8 protein-coding genes are annotated in these 17,487 nt (G+C 38.0%); all 8 read right to left on the bottom strand.

The window, feature by feature from the left end; translation table 11 throughout:
- Position 1: 1 nt before the first annotated feature.
- Positions 2–2,299: a beta-glucosidase BglX gene (gene bglX, locus ABD000_RS07585; protein WP_343765530.1), complete on the bottom strand. Its 2,298-nt coding sequence runs from the start codon at positions 2,297–2,299 to the stop codon at positions 2–4.
- 8 nt (positions 2,300–2,307) lie between these two features.
- Entirely contained in the window at positions 2,308–3,987 is a 1,680-nt protein-coding gene (locus ABD000_RS07580) for a family 16 glycosylhydrolase (RefSeq protein WP_343765527.1), read from the bottom strand.
- A gap of 10 nt (positions 3,988–3,997) precedes the next feature.
- The gene (locus ABD000_RS07575) at positions 3,998–6,079 is read right to left on the bottom strand and encodes a hypothetical protein (protein WP_343765523.1); all 2,082 of its coding nucleotides are present in this window, start codon (positions 6,077–6,079) and stop codon (positions 3,998–4,000) included.
- 9 nt (positions 6,080–6,088) lie between these two features.
- On the bottom strand, positions 6,089–7,546 hold the full coding sequence (locus tag ABD000_RS07570; protein WP_343765519.1) for a RagB/SusD family nutrient uptake outer membrane protein: 1,458 nt from the start codon (positions 7,544–7,546) through the stop codon (positions 6,089–6,091).
- Positions 7,547–7,550: 4 nt separating this feature from the next.
- Positions 7,551–10,604, bottom strand: coding sequence for a SusC/RagA family TonB-linked outer membrane protein (locus ABD000_RS07565; RefSeq protein ID WP_343765517.1), 3,054 nt, complete (start codon positions 10,602–10,604; stop codon positions 7,551–7,553).
- 222 nt (positions 10,605–10,826) lie between these two features.
- On the bottom strand, positions 10,827–13,631 hold the full coding sequence (locus ABD000_RS07560) for a helix-turn-helix and ligand-binding sensor domain-containing protein (protein WP_343765515.1): 2,805 nt from the start codon (positions 13,629–13,631) through the stop codon (positions 10,827–10,829).
- 139 nt (positions 13,632–13,770) lie between these two features.
- Positions 13,771–15,219 (bottom strand): alpha-amylase family glycosyl hydrolase, encoded by a 1,449-nt coding sequence (locus ABD000_RS07555; RefSeq protein ID WP_343765513.1) that lies wholly within the window; start codon positions 15,217–15,219, stop codon positions 13,771–13,773.
- 139 nt (positions 15,220–15,358) lie between these two features.
- Positions 15,359–17,485, bottom strand: a complete 2,127-nt coding sequence (locus tag ABD000_RS07550; protein WP_343765510.1) for a glycoside hydrolase family 97 protein — start codon at positions 17,483–17,485, stop codon at positions 15,359–15,361.
- Between the last annotated feature and the right edge of the window lie 2 nt (positions 17,486–17,487).

Here is a 17,487-nt window from a genome sequence, read left to right as displayed (position 1 = left end):
TTTATTCTATTGTGACGGTATCTCCCATTGTTGTTATTGAACTACCTCCGATATAAATCTCAAACTCGCCCGGCTCAAAGATGAACTCTCCCTCATTATTAAAAAAACTGAGATCTTCCTTTTTTAGTTCAAACGTTATTGTTTGCGTTTCACGTGGAGTAAGTTCGACCATTTTAAAGCCCTTTAGTTCCCTAACAGGACGTGTAACTGAAGCAAACTTATCCCGAATGTAAAGTTGTACAACTTCTTTTCCCTTAAAAATCCCCGTGTTCTTAAGATTAATTTGTGCGGTTATTTTTCCGTTGGTATTAAACTCATTGTTGATTGAAAAATCACTGTATTCAAATGTGCTGTAGCTTAAACCATGACCAAATGGGAATAATGGTGTATTTTCTTCATCTGTATAATGAGACCAAAAGACAATTCTATCATCTTGTTTGTTCGGTCTCCCGGTGTTTTTGTAATTATAATAGATAGGAACCTGACCTACACTCCGTGGGAAAGTCATGGGTAGTTTTCCGCTTGGATTGTAATCACCATATAGCACTTGAGCAATGGCATGTCCAGATTGAGTGCCCAGTTGCCAGGCTTCAACTATCGCCGGAACGTTTTCTGCAGCCCATGGTAATGCTAAGGGTCTTCCGTTGGTTAAGACCAGTATAACTTTTTTATTTTCGGCGTAGACCGCTTCTAATAATTCTTGTTGTAATCCCGGTAAATCCAATTGTGTCCTGCTTCTTGCTTCACCACTTTGAAAACCATGCTCTCCAAGAACCATAATAACAACATCTGCCTTTTTTGCTACAGCAACTGCCTGGGGAATCTCGCTGCGGTCTGTCGTATTGATATCCAGTTCATATACAAAATCAGTGCGACCAGTGGTCACATCAACACCTTTAGCATACGTATACTCATTCTTGTTGTAATTTTGAAGACCTTCTAATACAGATACAGCAGTTTCATCTTCTGCTGCAATTCTCCAGCTCCCCAGCGGGCTTGTTTTATCATTAGCAAGTGCCCCAATAACGGCAATTTTTTGACCTTCTTTTTTAAGGGGCAGCAAATTCAGCTCATTTTTAAGAAGTACAATCGACTTTTTAGCTATGTCCAAGGCTGCTTCATTAATTTCTTTGCTTCCAGTTATTTTTTTCTCTCTGGCTTCGTCACAATATCTGTAAGGATCATCAAAAAGTCCTAATTCATATTTTGCTTTTAAAATTCTTTTTACTGAATCGTCAATAAGTGCTACATCAACTTTCTTTTCATTGACTAAAGCTACAAGTCTATCTACATACGCATACGATTCCATATCCATATCAGACCCGGCTATGACTGCCAGTCGCGCAGCATCTTTAAGATCTTGCGCATATCCATGATCTATCATTTCTTTAATGGATCCCCAATCTGAAACAACGAAACCATCAAAGCCCCATTTTCCTTTAAGAATATCACGTTGTAAGAAGCTATCACCCGTTGCAGGTATTCCATTTAGCTCATTAAACGAGTTCATAAAGGTCATTACACCCGCATCTACCGTTGCTCTAAATGGAGGGAAAACGGTATTATAAAGGGTTGAAGTTCCAATATCCACCGTATTATAATCACGTCCTCCCTCAGCAAATCCGTAAGCAGCAAAGTGTTTTGCACAAGCAGCAATTGTACTGGCAGATGATAAATCTTTTCCTTGAAATCCTCTAACTCTGGCTTTAGCGATTAAACTGCCTAAATAGGGATCTTCACCACCACCTTCCATGACTCTTCCCCAGCGGGCATCGCGTGAAATATCCACCATAGGAGCAAATGTCCAGTTAATACCTGCTGCCGAAGCCTCAAGAGCAGCCATTTTTGCGGATTTTTCAATGGCTTCCATATCCCAGCTGGCACTTTCTGCAATCGGAATTGGACTCAATGTTTTATACCCATGTATTACATCAAAGCCAATAATGAGAGGTATTCCAAGCCGAGATTCTTCAACAGCTACTTTTTGAACCGCACGTACTTCTTTTACTCCCCGTACATTTAGCATGGAACCAACGCGTCCTCTTCTTAAGTCGTCATACTTTTTGGCTGCATCACCATCTTGAGGAGTAGGTCCCGTAACATTCCAAAAGCCATTATATTGATTCATTTGACCGACTTTTTCTTCTAAAGTCATAATCGCCAAGAGCGAATCTACTTTATAGTCAATCGCACTTTTAGTCGAATTTTGAGCCGAATTTTTCATTTGATTGTTCGATAGTTCTGTATTACAAGATACTATAAACAGTGTGATGAATACACTAAACAGGAGTTGTCTCATAGCTTGATTTATTGATATACCTTAACATAATCAATTTCCATCGTACTTTCAACAAAATTTGGGTCAATAGTACCTCCAAAGTTTCCACCCATTGCTACATTGAGTAACAAGAAAAAGTCTTTATTGAAAGGCACATCCTGACTATTTTCAAAGAAAAGTGTTAGAGAATCATTGACATAAAATTTGATGTTCTCTTCGGTCCATTCAACTGAATAAATATTAAAATTATCTGATACTCCGGCTACGGTTTGTTCGTCAAAAATTGGATTACCGCCAGAGTTTCCAGGAAAGTGCAACGCAGATGATACTACATCCTGGTTATTACCCACATGTTCCATAATATCCATCTCTCCCGCACCGGGCCATGGATTACTATCAATGTCTGCACCCAGCATCCAAATGGCAGGCCATGTTCCACCACCGGTTGGAAGCTTAGCACGTACCTCTACTTTACCATATTGGAAATCAAACTTATCTTTTGTTAGTAAACGGGCAGAGGTATATTCTCTTCCTCCAAAATTTTCTTTTCGTGCAGTAATTTTTAATATCCCATTCTCAACGATCACATTTTCAGGACGGTCAGTATAGTATTGGCTTTCGTTATTACCCCAACCACATAAATTGGGACAACCATCACCTAGATCGTATCCCCATACATCTGGATTTGGAGCGCCATCAACATCAAATTCGTCTTCAAATATTAAATCATCAAAGGGATCTCCTCCTGTATCATCACCTACGGGTGTGGTGGTAAACTTATGATACCAAGCTAACACAGGGTTTAATGCATCTCTAGTTCGTACGTATAAAGAGTTTTCAGAAATTTCTAAAATTTCGTAAGATGAAGAACTCACGTAATATCCCATAAATCCACCATCACTAAAGTTTAGCTGAGTTCCTCGCGTTTGATCTGAAGGAACTTCACCGCTTGCTGGGGCGAGAGTTACATTTTTAACTCCGCTGGTATCGAAATTGAAACAAGCGTCTCCATCACTGCCATTACCACCAACAATAGCCTGATGAGCTGCGTTAAAAAACGTTTCTCCGTTGTTGTTGAGTACGTAGGTTAATTGATTATTATTAAGCGAGAATGTTAATTCATCATTGCAAAGACATTGCGTTTGATCAGAACATATTCCAAAAGGTGCTGCTGAGAAAAACGACGGAGTCCACCAAACGCTTGTATCTTCAATCGGATTAAAAAAGTCTATTGACGGACCAACCCCAAGGTGTCCGGACTCAGAGGCTGCCAAATACCATGTCTTTGATTCTCCTTCACCTCCACTAAGAATATTGAGAGCTTCTTGATCCTCAAAAGCACTAAACACTTCAATAGAAATAGTTTGTGAGGAAACAGCACCGCCGGTACCGGCAGCAATTGCGGTTACATTATACGTGTTTATTCCGGGCTCTGTAAATCTATACGTTAATACGCCTTCTGGCGCAGAAACAACTTCGGTTGTATTTCCTGTAAAGCTAAATCTATAGCTTACCGCATTATCGGCATTTAAATTAAAGGTTACAAATCCAGATCCGTCGCCAAAAGGATTGTCTGCATCTTCTCCTTCAATTTCAAAGGATAATTCTAAGTTGGTTGGAGCAACTACATCTCCAAATTCCTGATCTTCTTCCTGGCAACTCACCAAGAATAAACTTATTACTCCGAGTAAAAACACTATCTTTTTCATTAGTTAATTCTTAATTATGAAAATATACGTTATCGATATATATCGTTGATTCTCCGGCCGGATCAGCAGAAATAATAAACTGATTAATATCATTTTGATTCATTCCTTCAAAATCTGTTAGCGGAATTTCTAAACTAACCCATTCTCCTTGATTAGGCATAAAACTTAGTTCAAATTCTGTATCATCATTTCCACCGAATCCACTACCTCCAAAGTCCACTAGCTTCACTCTGAACGCTGTTATATTTGGTGTCCATAAATCTATATGCAGCATAGTCATTCCATTCCCTGTGAGGTCGATAGGACTAGTTATGGTTTCAGTCCCATTAAAATTGAGGTCAGTATATTTCTTAGCCGCATTGCCATCAATAAAAATATCTTCTAAAATAGCTGCACTCCAATCTGTATTCCAGGTGTCTACAACAACATCATCGTATACATCACTGAACATTGAAATTACATTAGCCTGCGGTAACACAGGATCTGGAGCAGCAGTATCTGGACTATCGGGATCTGAATAAAAATAGATGTTGTCAATATAAACAGTTCCATCATTATCTCCTAAATCAGAAATGATCAATTGGTTGATATCGTTAAGATTCATCCCTTGAAAATCTGTTAAAGGAATATCCAGACTTACCCATTCCTTTGAGTTAGGGAAAAACGAGAGTTCAAACTCAGTATCATTGCCTCCGCCAAAGCCATCGCCTGCAAAATCTACCAGTTTTACTTTAAACTCAGTAATGTTTGGGGTCCAAATGTCCATATGAAGAAACTCAACACCTTCTGCCACTAAATCTAATGGACTAGTTACTGTTTCAATTCCATTAAAAAACAGGTTCGAATATTTTTTTGTTGGGTTTCCATTTATTTCAATTTCTTCATAATCGGCATCACTCCAATCCGTATTCCATGTATCTACTACCACATCGTCATAATTATCTGAAAATAATGAAAGTACCAAATTTTCTGATTGCACGGGGTCTGGAGCCGGGGCCGGTGGACCTTCACCTTGAGAAAGTTGAACATCATCAAAATAATAAATACTACCATCGCCAACATTACCAAAGTCAAAGAATAGAATGACTTTTTGGTATTCTTCATTGAGATCAACTAAATCACTAAAGTCAAAAAATAATTCTTCCCAAGAATTTTGAGTTGTGGTGATAGCAGAAGTTTCAATAAATATGTCGGCATTTTCTACGTTCTCCAACTTAAGTAAAACGGTTATTCCACTTGCAGGGGACCAGGTCTTTACGCTAATATTTTTTAGCGTAGAAAAGTCAATAGGCGTATCCACGGTTAAAATTGATCCCGCAAAGGTTTCTGCACCTACCTCTTTAAGACTTTCTGCTACACGAGAACTTGTGTTAATACCAGACGCATCAGGATTATCAATTACTGCATTAACGGCCCCTCCAAATGTTTCAAAATCATACGGGAGTGTATTATCTTCAAATGTAATGGGTAATAATAAAGGATTCTCAATAACAACACTTTGAGTCACCGCAGTAGTAGCTTCTCCACCACTTAAAGCGATTACTGTAGCTTGATATTCACCTATATCTTGATAAACATAATTAAGAATTTCATCCTCCATAAACGGGATGGGATCTTCATCATCATCTATCCCAGGAAAAAAGTAAAAAAAGGTTTCAAAATCTGCAGAAGCTGAAACATTTACGGCAAAATTGTTAGAATCGTCCGGTGTGATATCAACCACTACATTTTCAGGGGCTACAAATGTCACAGTTAACTCCTGTTGGGTTTCATTTGTTTCACCATTGATATTTGTAGCGATAATACGAACGGTGTAGATACCTTCTTCATAAAAATTAACAGCACTTTCTCCCGCTAAAACTTCTTGAGAAGAGTTTTCCTCGTCTCCAAAAAAGACTTCGAACATCGTGGCGCTTTGCGCTGAAGGAGTAATGGTTACCTTACCGGTATTATCCTGTGTAATGATATAGGTAGCAGTAAGGTCACTGGGTTGTTGTAATCCATTTAAATAATCTATATCACGTTCTTCATCGTCACATGAATAAATAAAGATCGAAATACATAAAATCAAACAATATTTAAGTGTTTTCATAGTCTTATATTAATATCCTGGGTTTTGTTCCCAACGATTTCCAGCTAATTCTATTTCTATTTGTGGAATAGGAAAAAGTTCGTGTTTTCCCGCCTGAAAGCCCGGGATCTCCGTACTGGCTCTTCCCGTTCGAACCAGATCAAAAAAGCGATGTCCTTCACCTACCAATTCTACGCGTCGTTCTTGATAAATTGCATCAGTTAATGAAGCTCCCGTAGAGGAGATTTCATCTAATCCGGCTCTGGTTCTCACCTGGTTCACATAGACCAAGGCTTTTGGATCATCTTGTCCGCTTCGGTTAAGTGCTTCAGCAGCCATAAGCAAAACATCTGCGTAACGAATACTGCGGTAATTATTTGGATTGGTAAGGTTAGCATCACCGGTACCCAAATCACCTTTTCTTGCGATATATTTTCGGTTAAAATAACCAGTATGCTCATAACCCGTGCTAAAAGTAGCCCCTGTGCTGTCAGCCCATTGCTCTATATCAAGAATAGCTTCATTACGTCGTACATCACCCGCTTCAAATGCGTCAAAAGCATCTTGTGTGGGCACATTAAAACTAAAACCTGAATCAAACTCTGGTCCTTGATAATTTCGTATTCCATTAAATCCTACGGCTATATTTCCTTCACTACATTGTAAACAATCAAAACCAGCTCCTTCTTTATCAGTATATTGTATTTCAAAAACAGATTCTGCATTATTTTCATTGTCATTTTCAAACATGGTACTGTAATCATCTATAAGACTATATGCGCCAGAATTTATAACGTTTTCTAAGGGTACTATTGCTTCGGAAAATTTATCCTGATACAAAAATACTTTTCCTAGTAAGGCTAAAGCAGCTCCCTTGGTTATTCTCCCGGCTTGTATCTGGGTAACCGGAAGATTATCTGCCGCAAACTGCAGGTCTTCTTCAATCTGCGCGTATACCTCAGCAGACGGATTTCGATCTACCTCAAACTGATCGCCAAATAAAACACGTTCATCTACGACTAATGGGACATCTCCAAAAAACTTTACTAACTCAAAATAGTAATATGCCCTTAAAAACCGTGCTTGTGCCAACACTTCGTTTTTACCGGCAAAATCTATTTTGTCCTGAAACTCAAGAATAAAATTAGCTCTGTTTATGCCTGAAAACATCCAACCCCAGATATCTCTCAATTGAGCGTTGCTAGGTGTATGAATCATATCGTCAATTTGTTGAATCCCTATAACATCTGTAGCGCTTTCACCTCCGGCCAATGTATTATCTGATGCGATCTCACCTAGCATTACATTAAGGTAGGTAGTCTGAAGCAAATCATATGCTCCTATTAGGGCTTGCTGATAATCTTCTTCTGTATTGAAAAAATTATCAGATGCAGGATTTAGCGAATCAACATCCACAAAATCGTCGCTGCATGACAAGGTTGTCAATAGGACGGTACAAACAACAATATGATATATTCTCCTTTTCATGAACCTAAAATTTTAAATTTGTTCCAATTAAAAATGTACGGGGATTTGGATAAAATCCACCATCAATTCCTGCTCCCAGGGGTGCTCCCGAAGAAGCCGCTGGATCATACCCTCTATATTCTGTTAGGGTAAACAGGTTATTCACAGATACGTAAAATCTTGCTCTTGTAAGTCTGATTTTTTCTAATACATTCTCTGGTAGAGAATATCCTAATTGAATATTCTGAGCACGTATAAACGATCCGTCTTCAACATAATAGTCTGAAAATACGTTATTCGTAGTCGCACCTGTAGTTACTCTGGGGTTTTCATTTGTGCTACCGGGACCGGTCCATCGATCAAGTGCGTAAATGGTTTTGTTTGTTATGGGATCATTACGATCATAATTTCGAACAATATCATTTCCTAAAGAAGCAAAGAAATAACTTTGAAAATCAAACGCCTTGAAGTTAAAATTGATATTTAATCCGAATGTAGCATCTGGAATAGGATCACCTACAAATGTTCTATCCTCCAAATTAATCTCACCATCTCCATTTTGATCCACATATCTTAGATCCCCAGGTTGTGCATCTGCACCAAGATCAGATTGTGAGGCATGAGCATCAACTTCTGCCTGAGTTTGAAAAATTCCATCTGTTTGATACCCGTAAAAAACTCCTAAAGGCTGCCCTACTTGCATTCTAGCTATGGGTTCTGGTTGGCCTATCCCAAAAAAGGCGTCTTGTTCAAATCCTAATCCATTATTAACTTCTAATACCTCATTATCTAACCAGGTAACATTAAAACCTGCGTCAAAACTGAATGAATCTGATATATCTTCTCTATACTTAATCTGAAATTCTATTCCTTCATTTTTTACTGATCCTGCATTGACAATAGGAACTCCAGATCCCGGAGCATTGGCACCAGTGACTAGGGATGTTTGTACAGGTAGTAATAGGTCTTCTGTTTCGCGATAAAAGTAATCTGACGTAATTCTTAGCTTGTTGTTGAAGAAATTAGCCTCTACACCACCGTCATACGTATTTTGCTCTTCCCATTTAATTTCTGGATTAGCAATGGCCCCTGTCGCGTTACCAAAGAAAAGTTCATCATCAAACACATATGTTCCTTCGCCATCAATAAGTGATACAAATCGGAAAGCTGGAATCCTATCGTTTCCAATTTTTCCGCCAGAACCACGTATTTTTAAGAAATTAATCGCGCCGTCTGAATTGAAAAATTCTTCATCAGATATAATCCAGCCAGCAGAGAAGGCATAAAATATTCCAAATTTATTTTCGGGACCAAAAATTGATGACCCATCTCTTCGCACTAATGCCGAAAACAAATAACGCTCTTTGAAATCATATTGAATCCTTCCGAAGTAAGATAATAATCTTGTATCAAATATGCGGTTATCAAGATTTTGAAAATTATCTAAGATCGTCACGGCATTATCTACTTCTGCGTCTGCAAGACCTTGTGCCTGAACATTCTCTCCGGTTCTTCCATAAAAATCTCCGGTTGTTTTAAATATAGATGTTCCAAACGTCGCCGATACCTTATGGACATCATTAAAAGTATTGTCATAGTTCAGAAATGCATCAAATGTATAATCTCTAAAATATTGATTACTTTCATTTACTGTTGCAAAGTCAAGACGATCAAAGACAGTATTTGCTCCTGGATTACCAAAATCAACGACCGGGAAAAATCCTTTCCCTATCACTTCAGAATAATTCCATTGATAATTAGCCGTTGCTTTGAAATTATTTAAAAATGTATAATTAGCGCCTAGTACTCCATTTAACTTATTGACTTCAGTGTTATTAAATGTATTCGCAATCTGCGCCAATGGATTGATAACTTCTATTGGATAATTGAGCGCTCTGGAGAAAGATCCATCAGCTTGTCTTGGAGTGATGGTAGGGTCAATATTTAATGCGTTAAATAAAACCGATCCTAATCCACCTTCGGATATTGTTCTTCTGTTTTGGTGTGTAAATGTGATGAGTCCTTTGACATTAAAATCTTCAAACAACTCTGTCCCTAAATTTAATCGTGACGTATAGCGATTAAAATTTGATTTATCTCCCCCTACAATACCATCTTGATTAAAATAGGACACTCCTAATGCGTACGTTGATTTTTCAGTTCCTCCACGCAAATTCAAGTTATAATTCGTAATTGGGGCAGTTTCAAAGACTTCATCCTGCCAATCTGTACCCTGACCTAAACCAGATACGTTAGTATAAAAAGGAGATTGACCGTTAGCTGCTAATGCTTCGTTACGAAGCAAGGCATATTCTGTAGCGTTAAGTAGTGGTATTTCTCTGGTGGTTTCCTGAAACCCAGTGTAAAAATCAAATTCTCCCTGAAGAGGCATTTCCTTACGTCCAGATTTTGTGGTTATAAGGATTACTCCGTTTGCTGCACGTACACCATAAATACCTGCAGTAGCATCCTTGAGAACCGTAATATTTTCAATATCCCCAGGGCTCACTACACTTAAATCTTCGATTACCGCTCCATCAAGCAATATTAATGGTCTATTATCGCCATTAGTTGAGACACCTCTAATTCTTATGTCTAATGCAGCTCCAGGAGCTCCTGAAGAAGAGGTAATATTTACACCGGCAACTTGACCCTGGAGCGCTTGCTCAATTCTTGCAGGTTTTAACGTCTCAATAGTTTCTGAACTAACTACAGAAACAGCCCCTGTAACTTCTTTTTTCTTTTGTGTTCCATACCCAACAACCACCACTTCATCTAGTTTTGCCACGTCCTCAACTAACTGTACACTTATGGCTTCATCTGAGCTGACCAGTATCTCTTGTGTTATAAAGCCAACATAACTAAAGACAAGTGTTGACGGGAGTTGCAGATTATCAATCGTAAAATTTCCATCAAAATCCGTTACTGTTCCCCTGCTTTCACCCTTGATTATCACACTTACCCCTGGTATCGGAAATCCATCAACCTGACTCACAACAGTTCCAGAAACTTGTGAAGATTGTGCAAATGATATACTACTTAAGAACAATAAAACAAAAAATGTACGTATTGTATTCATAGGTTGATAATTATTGAGTTAAAACTATCAAAATACTTTATTGAATTCTTAAATCGTACCCCTACAAAAAATATACATTGAAAAAAAAAGTGCCTTTTATTAACAAAATCTCAGCTAAACCCCGTGCGATAACGATTTCGGAACACCAAAATGATGCGATTTTCTAATTTATATTGAATCTGTTGTGGTAATGTTGTGGTAAATTAAGAGGGTGTTGCAGTCTTAAATAGACAAGATGTAGTCAGATAAACTCGATTTCTGCGTGAGATTGAGTTTTTTACGCAAACGATATCGCTTAACTTCTACACTTCGCGAAGAAATATTTAGCAATGGAGCTATCTCTTTTGAAGAAAGATTTAGTCTAAGGTACGCGGAGAGCCTTAAATCGTTAGCGGTTAAAGAGGGATGTCGCTCTTTCATTTCCTTAATGAAATCTTTATCCGCATTATTGAATGCTTCTTGAAACAGCTCCCAATCTCCTGTATTGGAAAGATTCCTATCAATAAGTTCTATTACCAGTGGAATATTTACTTCTTTACTTTTATTAAGCGCATTTTTAATTTCTACCAAAATCTCGTTTTTTCTTAGGATGTTCATCGTAGATGTAGCCAGTTCTTTATTCCTGTTTTCAATATCTTGTTGTAGGCGTTCATTTTCTATTCTTACCAATTCCTGTTGAGCCTGTAGCCTTTTTTGCTCCGACTCTTTTGTTGATGCCAATATCATACGTTCCTGCTTGTTACGATAATATTTCTTATATGCCATATTCACCAAAAAAATAATTAACAGGAAGAGTAAAACGTATGATACAATAACGCTATTTGATAAATACCAGGGCTCCTTAACATAAAATGAATACTTTATTTCGTTATTCGAATCCGGATTGCTTGATTTGATTTGTCCCGTAAATGTGTAGTCGCCGTAAGGGAGATTTTCAAAGTCTATTTGATTGCTATTCGTCCACTCACTCCATTCATCATATAAGCCACTCAATTTGTATCGATAAGATGGTGAAAAAAACTTTTCGTATGTTGGAGTCGCTAATTGAAAACGTATTAAATCTGTTCCATTTTCAAAAAAAATGTCCCCCGTTAATTCTACTTTATCTCGTATTTCTTTTTTTCTACCTACTTCTACAGCATCAAGAAATAGATCTACCTGAATAGGTTTATATTTTAAAATATCAACAGTAATGTAACCAAAGGACGTCCCAACTAAATATACGTTTTCTTCTAATTCTAAAATTGACTCATAACTGGATACTGTGTTTCTAAGGTTTTCTGCGAGGTAGATGCTGCTTAAAACCATTCGATTTTTGACTACTCCCGGACTTACATAATGTATAGCATCTTGAGTAAAAGCCCATAATCTCTCTTGGTCGTTCTCATATATTAACTTTCCAGAAACATATTGAGATTCATCCCGTAGTTTACTTAATGTTGAGTCTTTAACAAAATGATTTTTGACCAGATCATAGGTATAGATGCCTTTTTGGTATGAATACAACACATCTGATTTGTAACGAATCAGATCAGAGTTGAGTCCTTTTCTTAGCGTGTCTTGGCGTATACCCTCTATATATAAGAAATCAGAATCAACAGCAAGTTCATAAATACCCTTATACTCATGATTTACGAAAATTCGTTGCGCACTTTCAAATGCAATATGCCTTGAGGAGATATCAAAACCTTTAATTTTATTCTTATAAATCCAAGTATTACCCTCTTTAATTATTACATGAAGTCCGCTGTAATTTCCCTGAAGTAACATATCCTCACGATTAGGAACTGAGGTTAGCATCCAGGTTCCTTCAGGACCATTTTCAAGAAGCCTTGCGTTAGCACCGTCAACCGTAAACGTTCCCTTGTTATGACCACAAAAAAGTGTTCCATCTATAACATCCAGAAACCACACTTGTCCGTTAGTGTTACTCACAAAAGAATATTCTGAATCACTCGCCAGGTCCTTATAAAACAATCCTTGATTTGTGCCCAAGTAAAGTCTATTTTGATGAATTGCAGACGCGTAGACACTACCCAATAAACCTTTAGGATCATTATATATTCTAAAGGCCGAAGCTAAATTGATGCAGTTGATTCCATTATCTAAGGCTAACCAAACATTCCCATCTTGATCTTGAAAAAGGTTCAAAACAGTATTATTCTCAAGCCCTTTGCTGTAATCAAGATGATACTCTACCTCTCCTTCACTTGAAATAACATATACACCATGAGCAATTGTACCGACTGCATAGCCTCCTGTTGTCAATGCAATGCTATTATAAACAGTAACATTTTCTAGAATTTTATTTACAGCCGCATTCCATTTTTGATGATTCCCTTCAGAATTAACCCTATGAAATCCTGCTCCTTGCGTTTGATACAACAAATCTCCAGATGATTGAAAAATATTAACAATAACCTCTTGGCGAGCAAGTGAAGAATCGTCTACTACTACCGCAGTTCCATTTTCAACTTTATAAATACCATGACCATAATCTTGGAAATAAATCTCATCGTTAACCTGAAACATTTTGGTCAAGGTAGAGACAGATTCGATGATATCAATTCTTTTGGTCAATGTATCATAGATATAGATTCTGTTGAGTGATTGAAATATAATTGTATTCGTAACACTTAAGATATTCCAAAATTGTTCGTCCTCTACAAGATTTACCTTCAATTCATCCACCAGGGATTGGTAATATAACGTTCCCGTTTTATCATAAAGCCAATAACCAAAATCCATATAAGATCCGGTATATACTATGTCATCAACAGCATGAACCGATCTGAGAATAGTATTATTTGGTGAATTATAAAGCTGCCAAGTAGAGCCGTTAAAAGACAATAATCCTTTATTGTTGGCAAAAAACATGTTTTTATTACTCCCCTGGCTAACGCTCCAATTTTGGTTTTCAGCGTTATAATCTTTCGCAGAAAAACCTAATAAAGGAGGTAATTCCTGACTATGAATTGAAGAAATACTACATGTAAAAAATAGAAAAAGACTTATGAGTCGTTGCATACATATTTCAAATATGTTGAGTCACTAAAATACGTTATTATTTGATTTTAGTACCTCTTATATAAAAATGTATGGGTGAATTTTTACATGTAGTGTGTGCAAAGTTCAACGTTTTATGGTATAGAAATATCTTAAAGGATTATTTATTCACCAAGATCAAATACTGCCAGGGTTCAAAATTATGTTTCGTGCTATTTGACATATTTACATCTTCTTTACTGGCATAATTTACCATATCGCCTGAATATTCTAAACTTGCCGAAACAGGTTGATCGCTAAGATTAGCAATAAATACTACCTTATTGCCATCCTTTTCTCTTTCAAAGGCTAAGACTTGGCTATCAGCAGAGGTTTTGATGCGGGTATAACTGCCTGGAGCTTCACCGGTGTGCAATGCAGGATTATCTTTAAGTGCTCCTAATTGCTCATACAACGGATAAAACTCTCCTTTGGTTTTAGGAATTGAATCTTTTTCAAAAAACTTTAAACGGTGATCCATATCGTACTCTTGTCCACTGTAAATCAATGGCATCCCTGGCGCAACAAAGGTTAATGCAGCAAAGGTTTGTGCGGCTTCACCCATACGTTCTTCTACAGTTCCATTCCAAGAGTTTTCATCGTGGTTAGAGGTAAAGTTCATGATAATATCATTATCCTCGTACATGCTATCCACTACCTTCATGCGTATGTCCCAAGCAGAAACATTTTTTTTACCCTGTGCAATATCATTCATTACATGATGCGTATCCCATCCATACGCCATGTCAAATAACTCGCGCTCTTTCATTAGTTCTGGTTTCCAGGCTTCGGCTAACATAAATAGGTGTTTCTTTTCACGGAGTTTAGGGATCGTCTCTACCCAAAAGTCTGTAGGTACCATCCCGGCCACATCACATCTAAATCCATCAATATCTTCCTGCTCTACCCAATAACTCATATCAGCCAGCATTTGTTTGCGCATCTCTTTGTTACCATAGTTTAGATCAGCAACATCTGCCCATCCTACCGGGGTACCATCTTCGTTTAAGGGTTCAGAAACTTCTCCTTTGTCATTTTTTGTGTAATACTCTGGATTTGTGGTAATCCATTTGTGATCCCAACCGGTGTGGTTAGGTACCCAATCCAAAATAACATACATATTATTATCGTGAGCCGTTTTTACCAGCTCTCTAAAATCTTCAATGCTTCCAAACTCTGGGTTTACCTTAGTGAAATCACTCACCGCATAGTAACTCCCCAGGTATTTTTTTCGCTCTTCTTCATCTTCAATTTCTTCGGCGAACTTATCGTTAGTAGCTTTTCGCTTTACTTTTGAGATCGGAAAAATGGGCATTACCCAGATGATTTCTACGCCTAATTCTTTAAGCTGCGGAATGTCTTTGGTAAATGCCGAAAATTTACCTTCCGGGGAATACTGGCGAACATTCAATTCATAGATCACCCCATCCTGAACGACCTCATGTGTAGGGGGTTTAAGGCTTTCTTCTATTGAAGCTGAATTCTCAGCAATGGCTTCTGTTTCTTTTTTGTCGTCTTTACAACTTACCATACTTATTACAGCAAGTAAGAGCAGCATGATTTTTTTCATGGTTTTCACTGGTTATTGGTTATTAGATTATTGGTTATTAGATTATTGGTTATTAGGTTATTAGGTTATTAGGTTATTGGTTATTAAGTTATTGGTTATTTGTTATTGAGTTATTGAGACTGTCAACTGCGACTGAAAACTAATTAGCCTTCATTAAGCTAATCGCCAATCCACCACCCGGAGCTAATCGAATTGTTCTAGTATCTCCCTTCTTGATTTCTTCCGTAGAGATATCAATTGCTAATGGATTACTGTCCCAATGCGCATCTTTTCCATCCTGATAGATTGTTGCGGTATAAGTTTCACCTTCAGCTAAAAAATCAAAATTCGCAGTGATTTCACGTTCATTCTCATCTGTGATACTGCCTAAAAACCAATTGCCGGTCTCCCGCTCTTCTCTGGCAATCGTCACAAAATCACCTACTGCTCCATTCAACACCTTCGTTTGTTCCCAATCTACGCCTACGTCTTTAATAAATTGAAAAGGCTCCATATTCGCCTCATAATGCTCTACCAAATCTGCTGCCATCTGCACCGGACTATAAATCACGACGTACAATGCTAACTGTTGTGCAAGCGTGGTATTGACCTGATTGTCTTTTTTATACTCATTAAACTTGATGTTAAAAATCCCCGGAGTAAAATCTATAGGACCGCCCAGCATTCGCGTAAAAGCAACAATGGGTAGATGTTCCGGTGGATTACCCCCGTCACTGGCCCAGGCATTAAATTCTTGCCCACGTAATCCTTCTCTAGAAATTGTGTTAGGATAAGTTCTACGTAAGCCCGTCGCTTTGATAGGTTCGTGTGCATTAATCGCTACTTGATATTTTGCCGCTTTCTCTACGGTGTTGTTGTAGTGATTCACCATATACTGACCGTGGTGATATTCTCCCTTAGGCAGGATTTTACCCACATAACCCGTTTTTACAGCGTGTATGCCCAAATCTTTCATTAAAGCAAAGGCAGTATCCTGTTGCTGGGCATAAGTTTCTGTCGCAGCAGAAGTTTCATGGTGCATGATAATTTCTACTCCTTTTTCTCGTCCATAGCGCACAACTTCTTGGATGTCATAATCTGGGTAAGGCGTTACAAAATCAAAAACGCCTTCGCGATCTTCAAAACCTATCCACTCTTCCCAACCGGTATTCCATCCTTCCACCAGCACTCCGCCGATATTATTCTCAGCAGAAAAATCAATGAAGTTTTTCACATTCTCAGTAGTGGCTCCATGCCTACCATGGGCTTTTCCGGTATCGGTCCATTTTCCATCTATCTTTTCCATCCCATAATCCCACGAGGATTTACCCAAATGCATCTCCCACCATACTCCTGTATATTTCATGGGAGTAAACCAAGAAACATCGCCTAACTTGTTGGGTTCATTTAGATTGACAATGAGGTTTGACTCAATAAGATCCGGCGCATTATCTGTAATGGTGAGTGTGCGCCAGGGTGTACTGAATGGAAGTGTACGTTTCACCTTATACTCGGTATTTTTTGAGCCTACCAAGCTACTGGTTAAAGTTAAATTTTGAGGATCAATTTTTAAGGTCATCCCACTATAATCTACTAGCGCCGCTTCATGAATGCTAAGATGTGTACCATCTTTGCCCACCATGGTTACGGGTGTAGCGACCGAATTTTCAGGAATGTAAGTCTGTGCCAGATTATCGTCGTTCGCATAGTTAAGTGCATCTATTTCTGACAATTGAGTCGTACTGTACAAATGCTCATAAATATCCCAATCGCCCGGAATCCAAAAAGTAGTATAATCTTCTGTCAAGTTAAACTGGGTATTTTCTTGAGCAATAAGCGCTTCTGTCATATGATCCTGCTCCGGGAAATGATATCTAAATCCTACCCCGTCATCATATACCTTAAAAATGAGCTCAAACTTACGGGGGTTTTCTGTAGTTTCGGCAAGCTTTACGACCAACTCATTGTAAGTATTTTTGACGTCCATCTGTTCGCCCCACGGCATTTGCCAGGTTTCATCTACCGATCTTGTAGATGTGGATTCAATTTGTAACTCTTGTTTGATTGCTTCGGCGTTAGTAAACTCAAAACCTACATACGATGTATCTATAAGCATCTTATTTTTATAGTCTACAGTATAAGCCAACTCCCCATTTTCATTTAGATATAGCGCTACGCTAATATCTTTATTAGGAGAAGAAATATTTGTGTCAAGTTGCTCCTTTTCGGCGCAGCCAACAAAAAGAAGCAGAAGGAGTAAGGTCAATATATAGCCTGGTTTTTTCATGA

Source organism: Gangjinia marincola, assembly GCF_039523415.1.
GTDB classification, from domain to species: Bacteria; Bacteroidota; Bacteroidia; order Flavobacteriales; family Flavobacteriaceae; genus Gangjinia; species Gangjinia marincola.
Note: the sequence above shows the minus strand (reverse complement) of the source record. Positions and strands in the feature narration are given on the sequence as shown.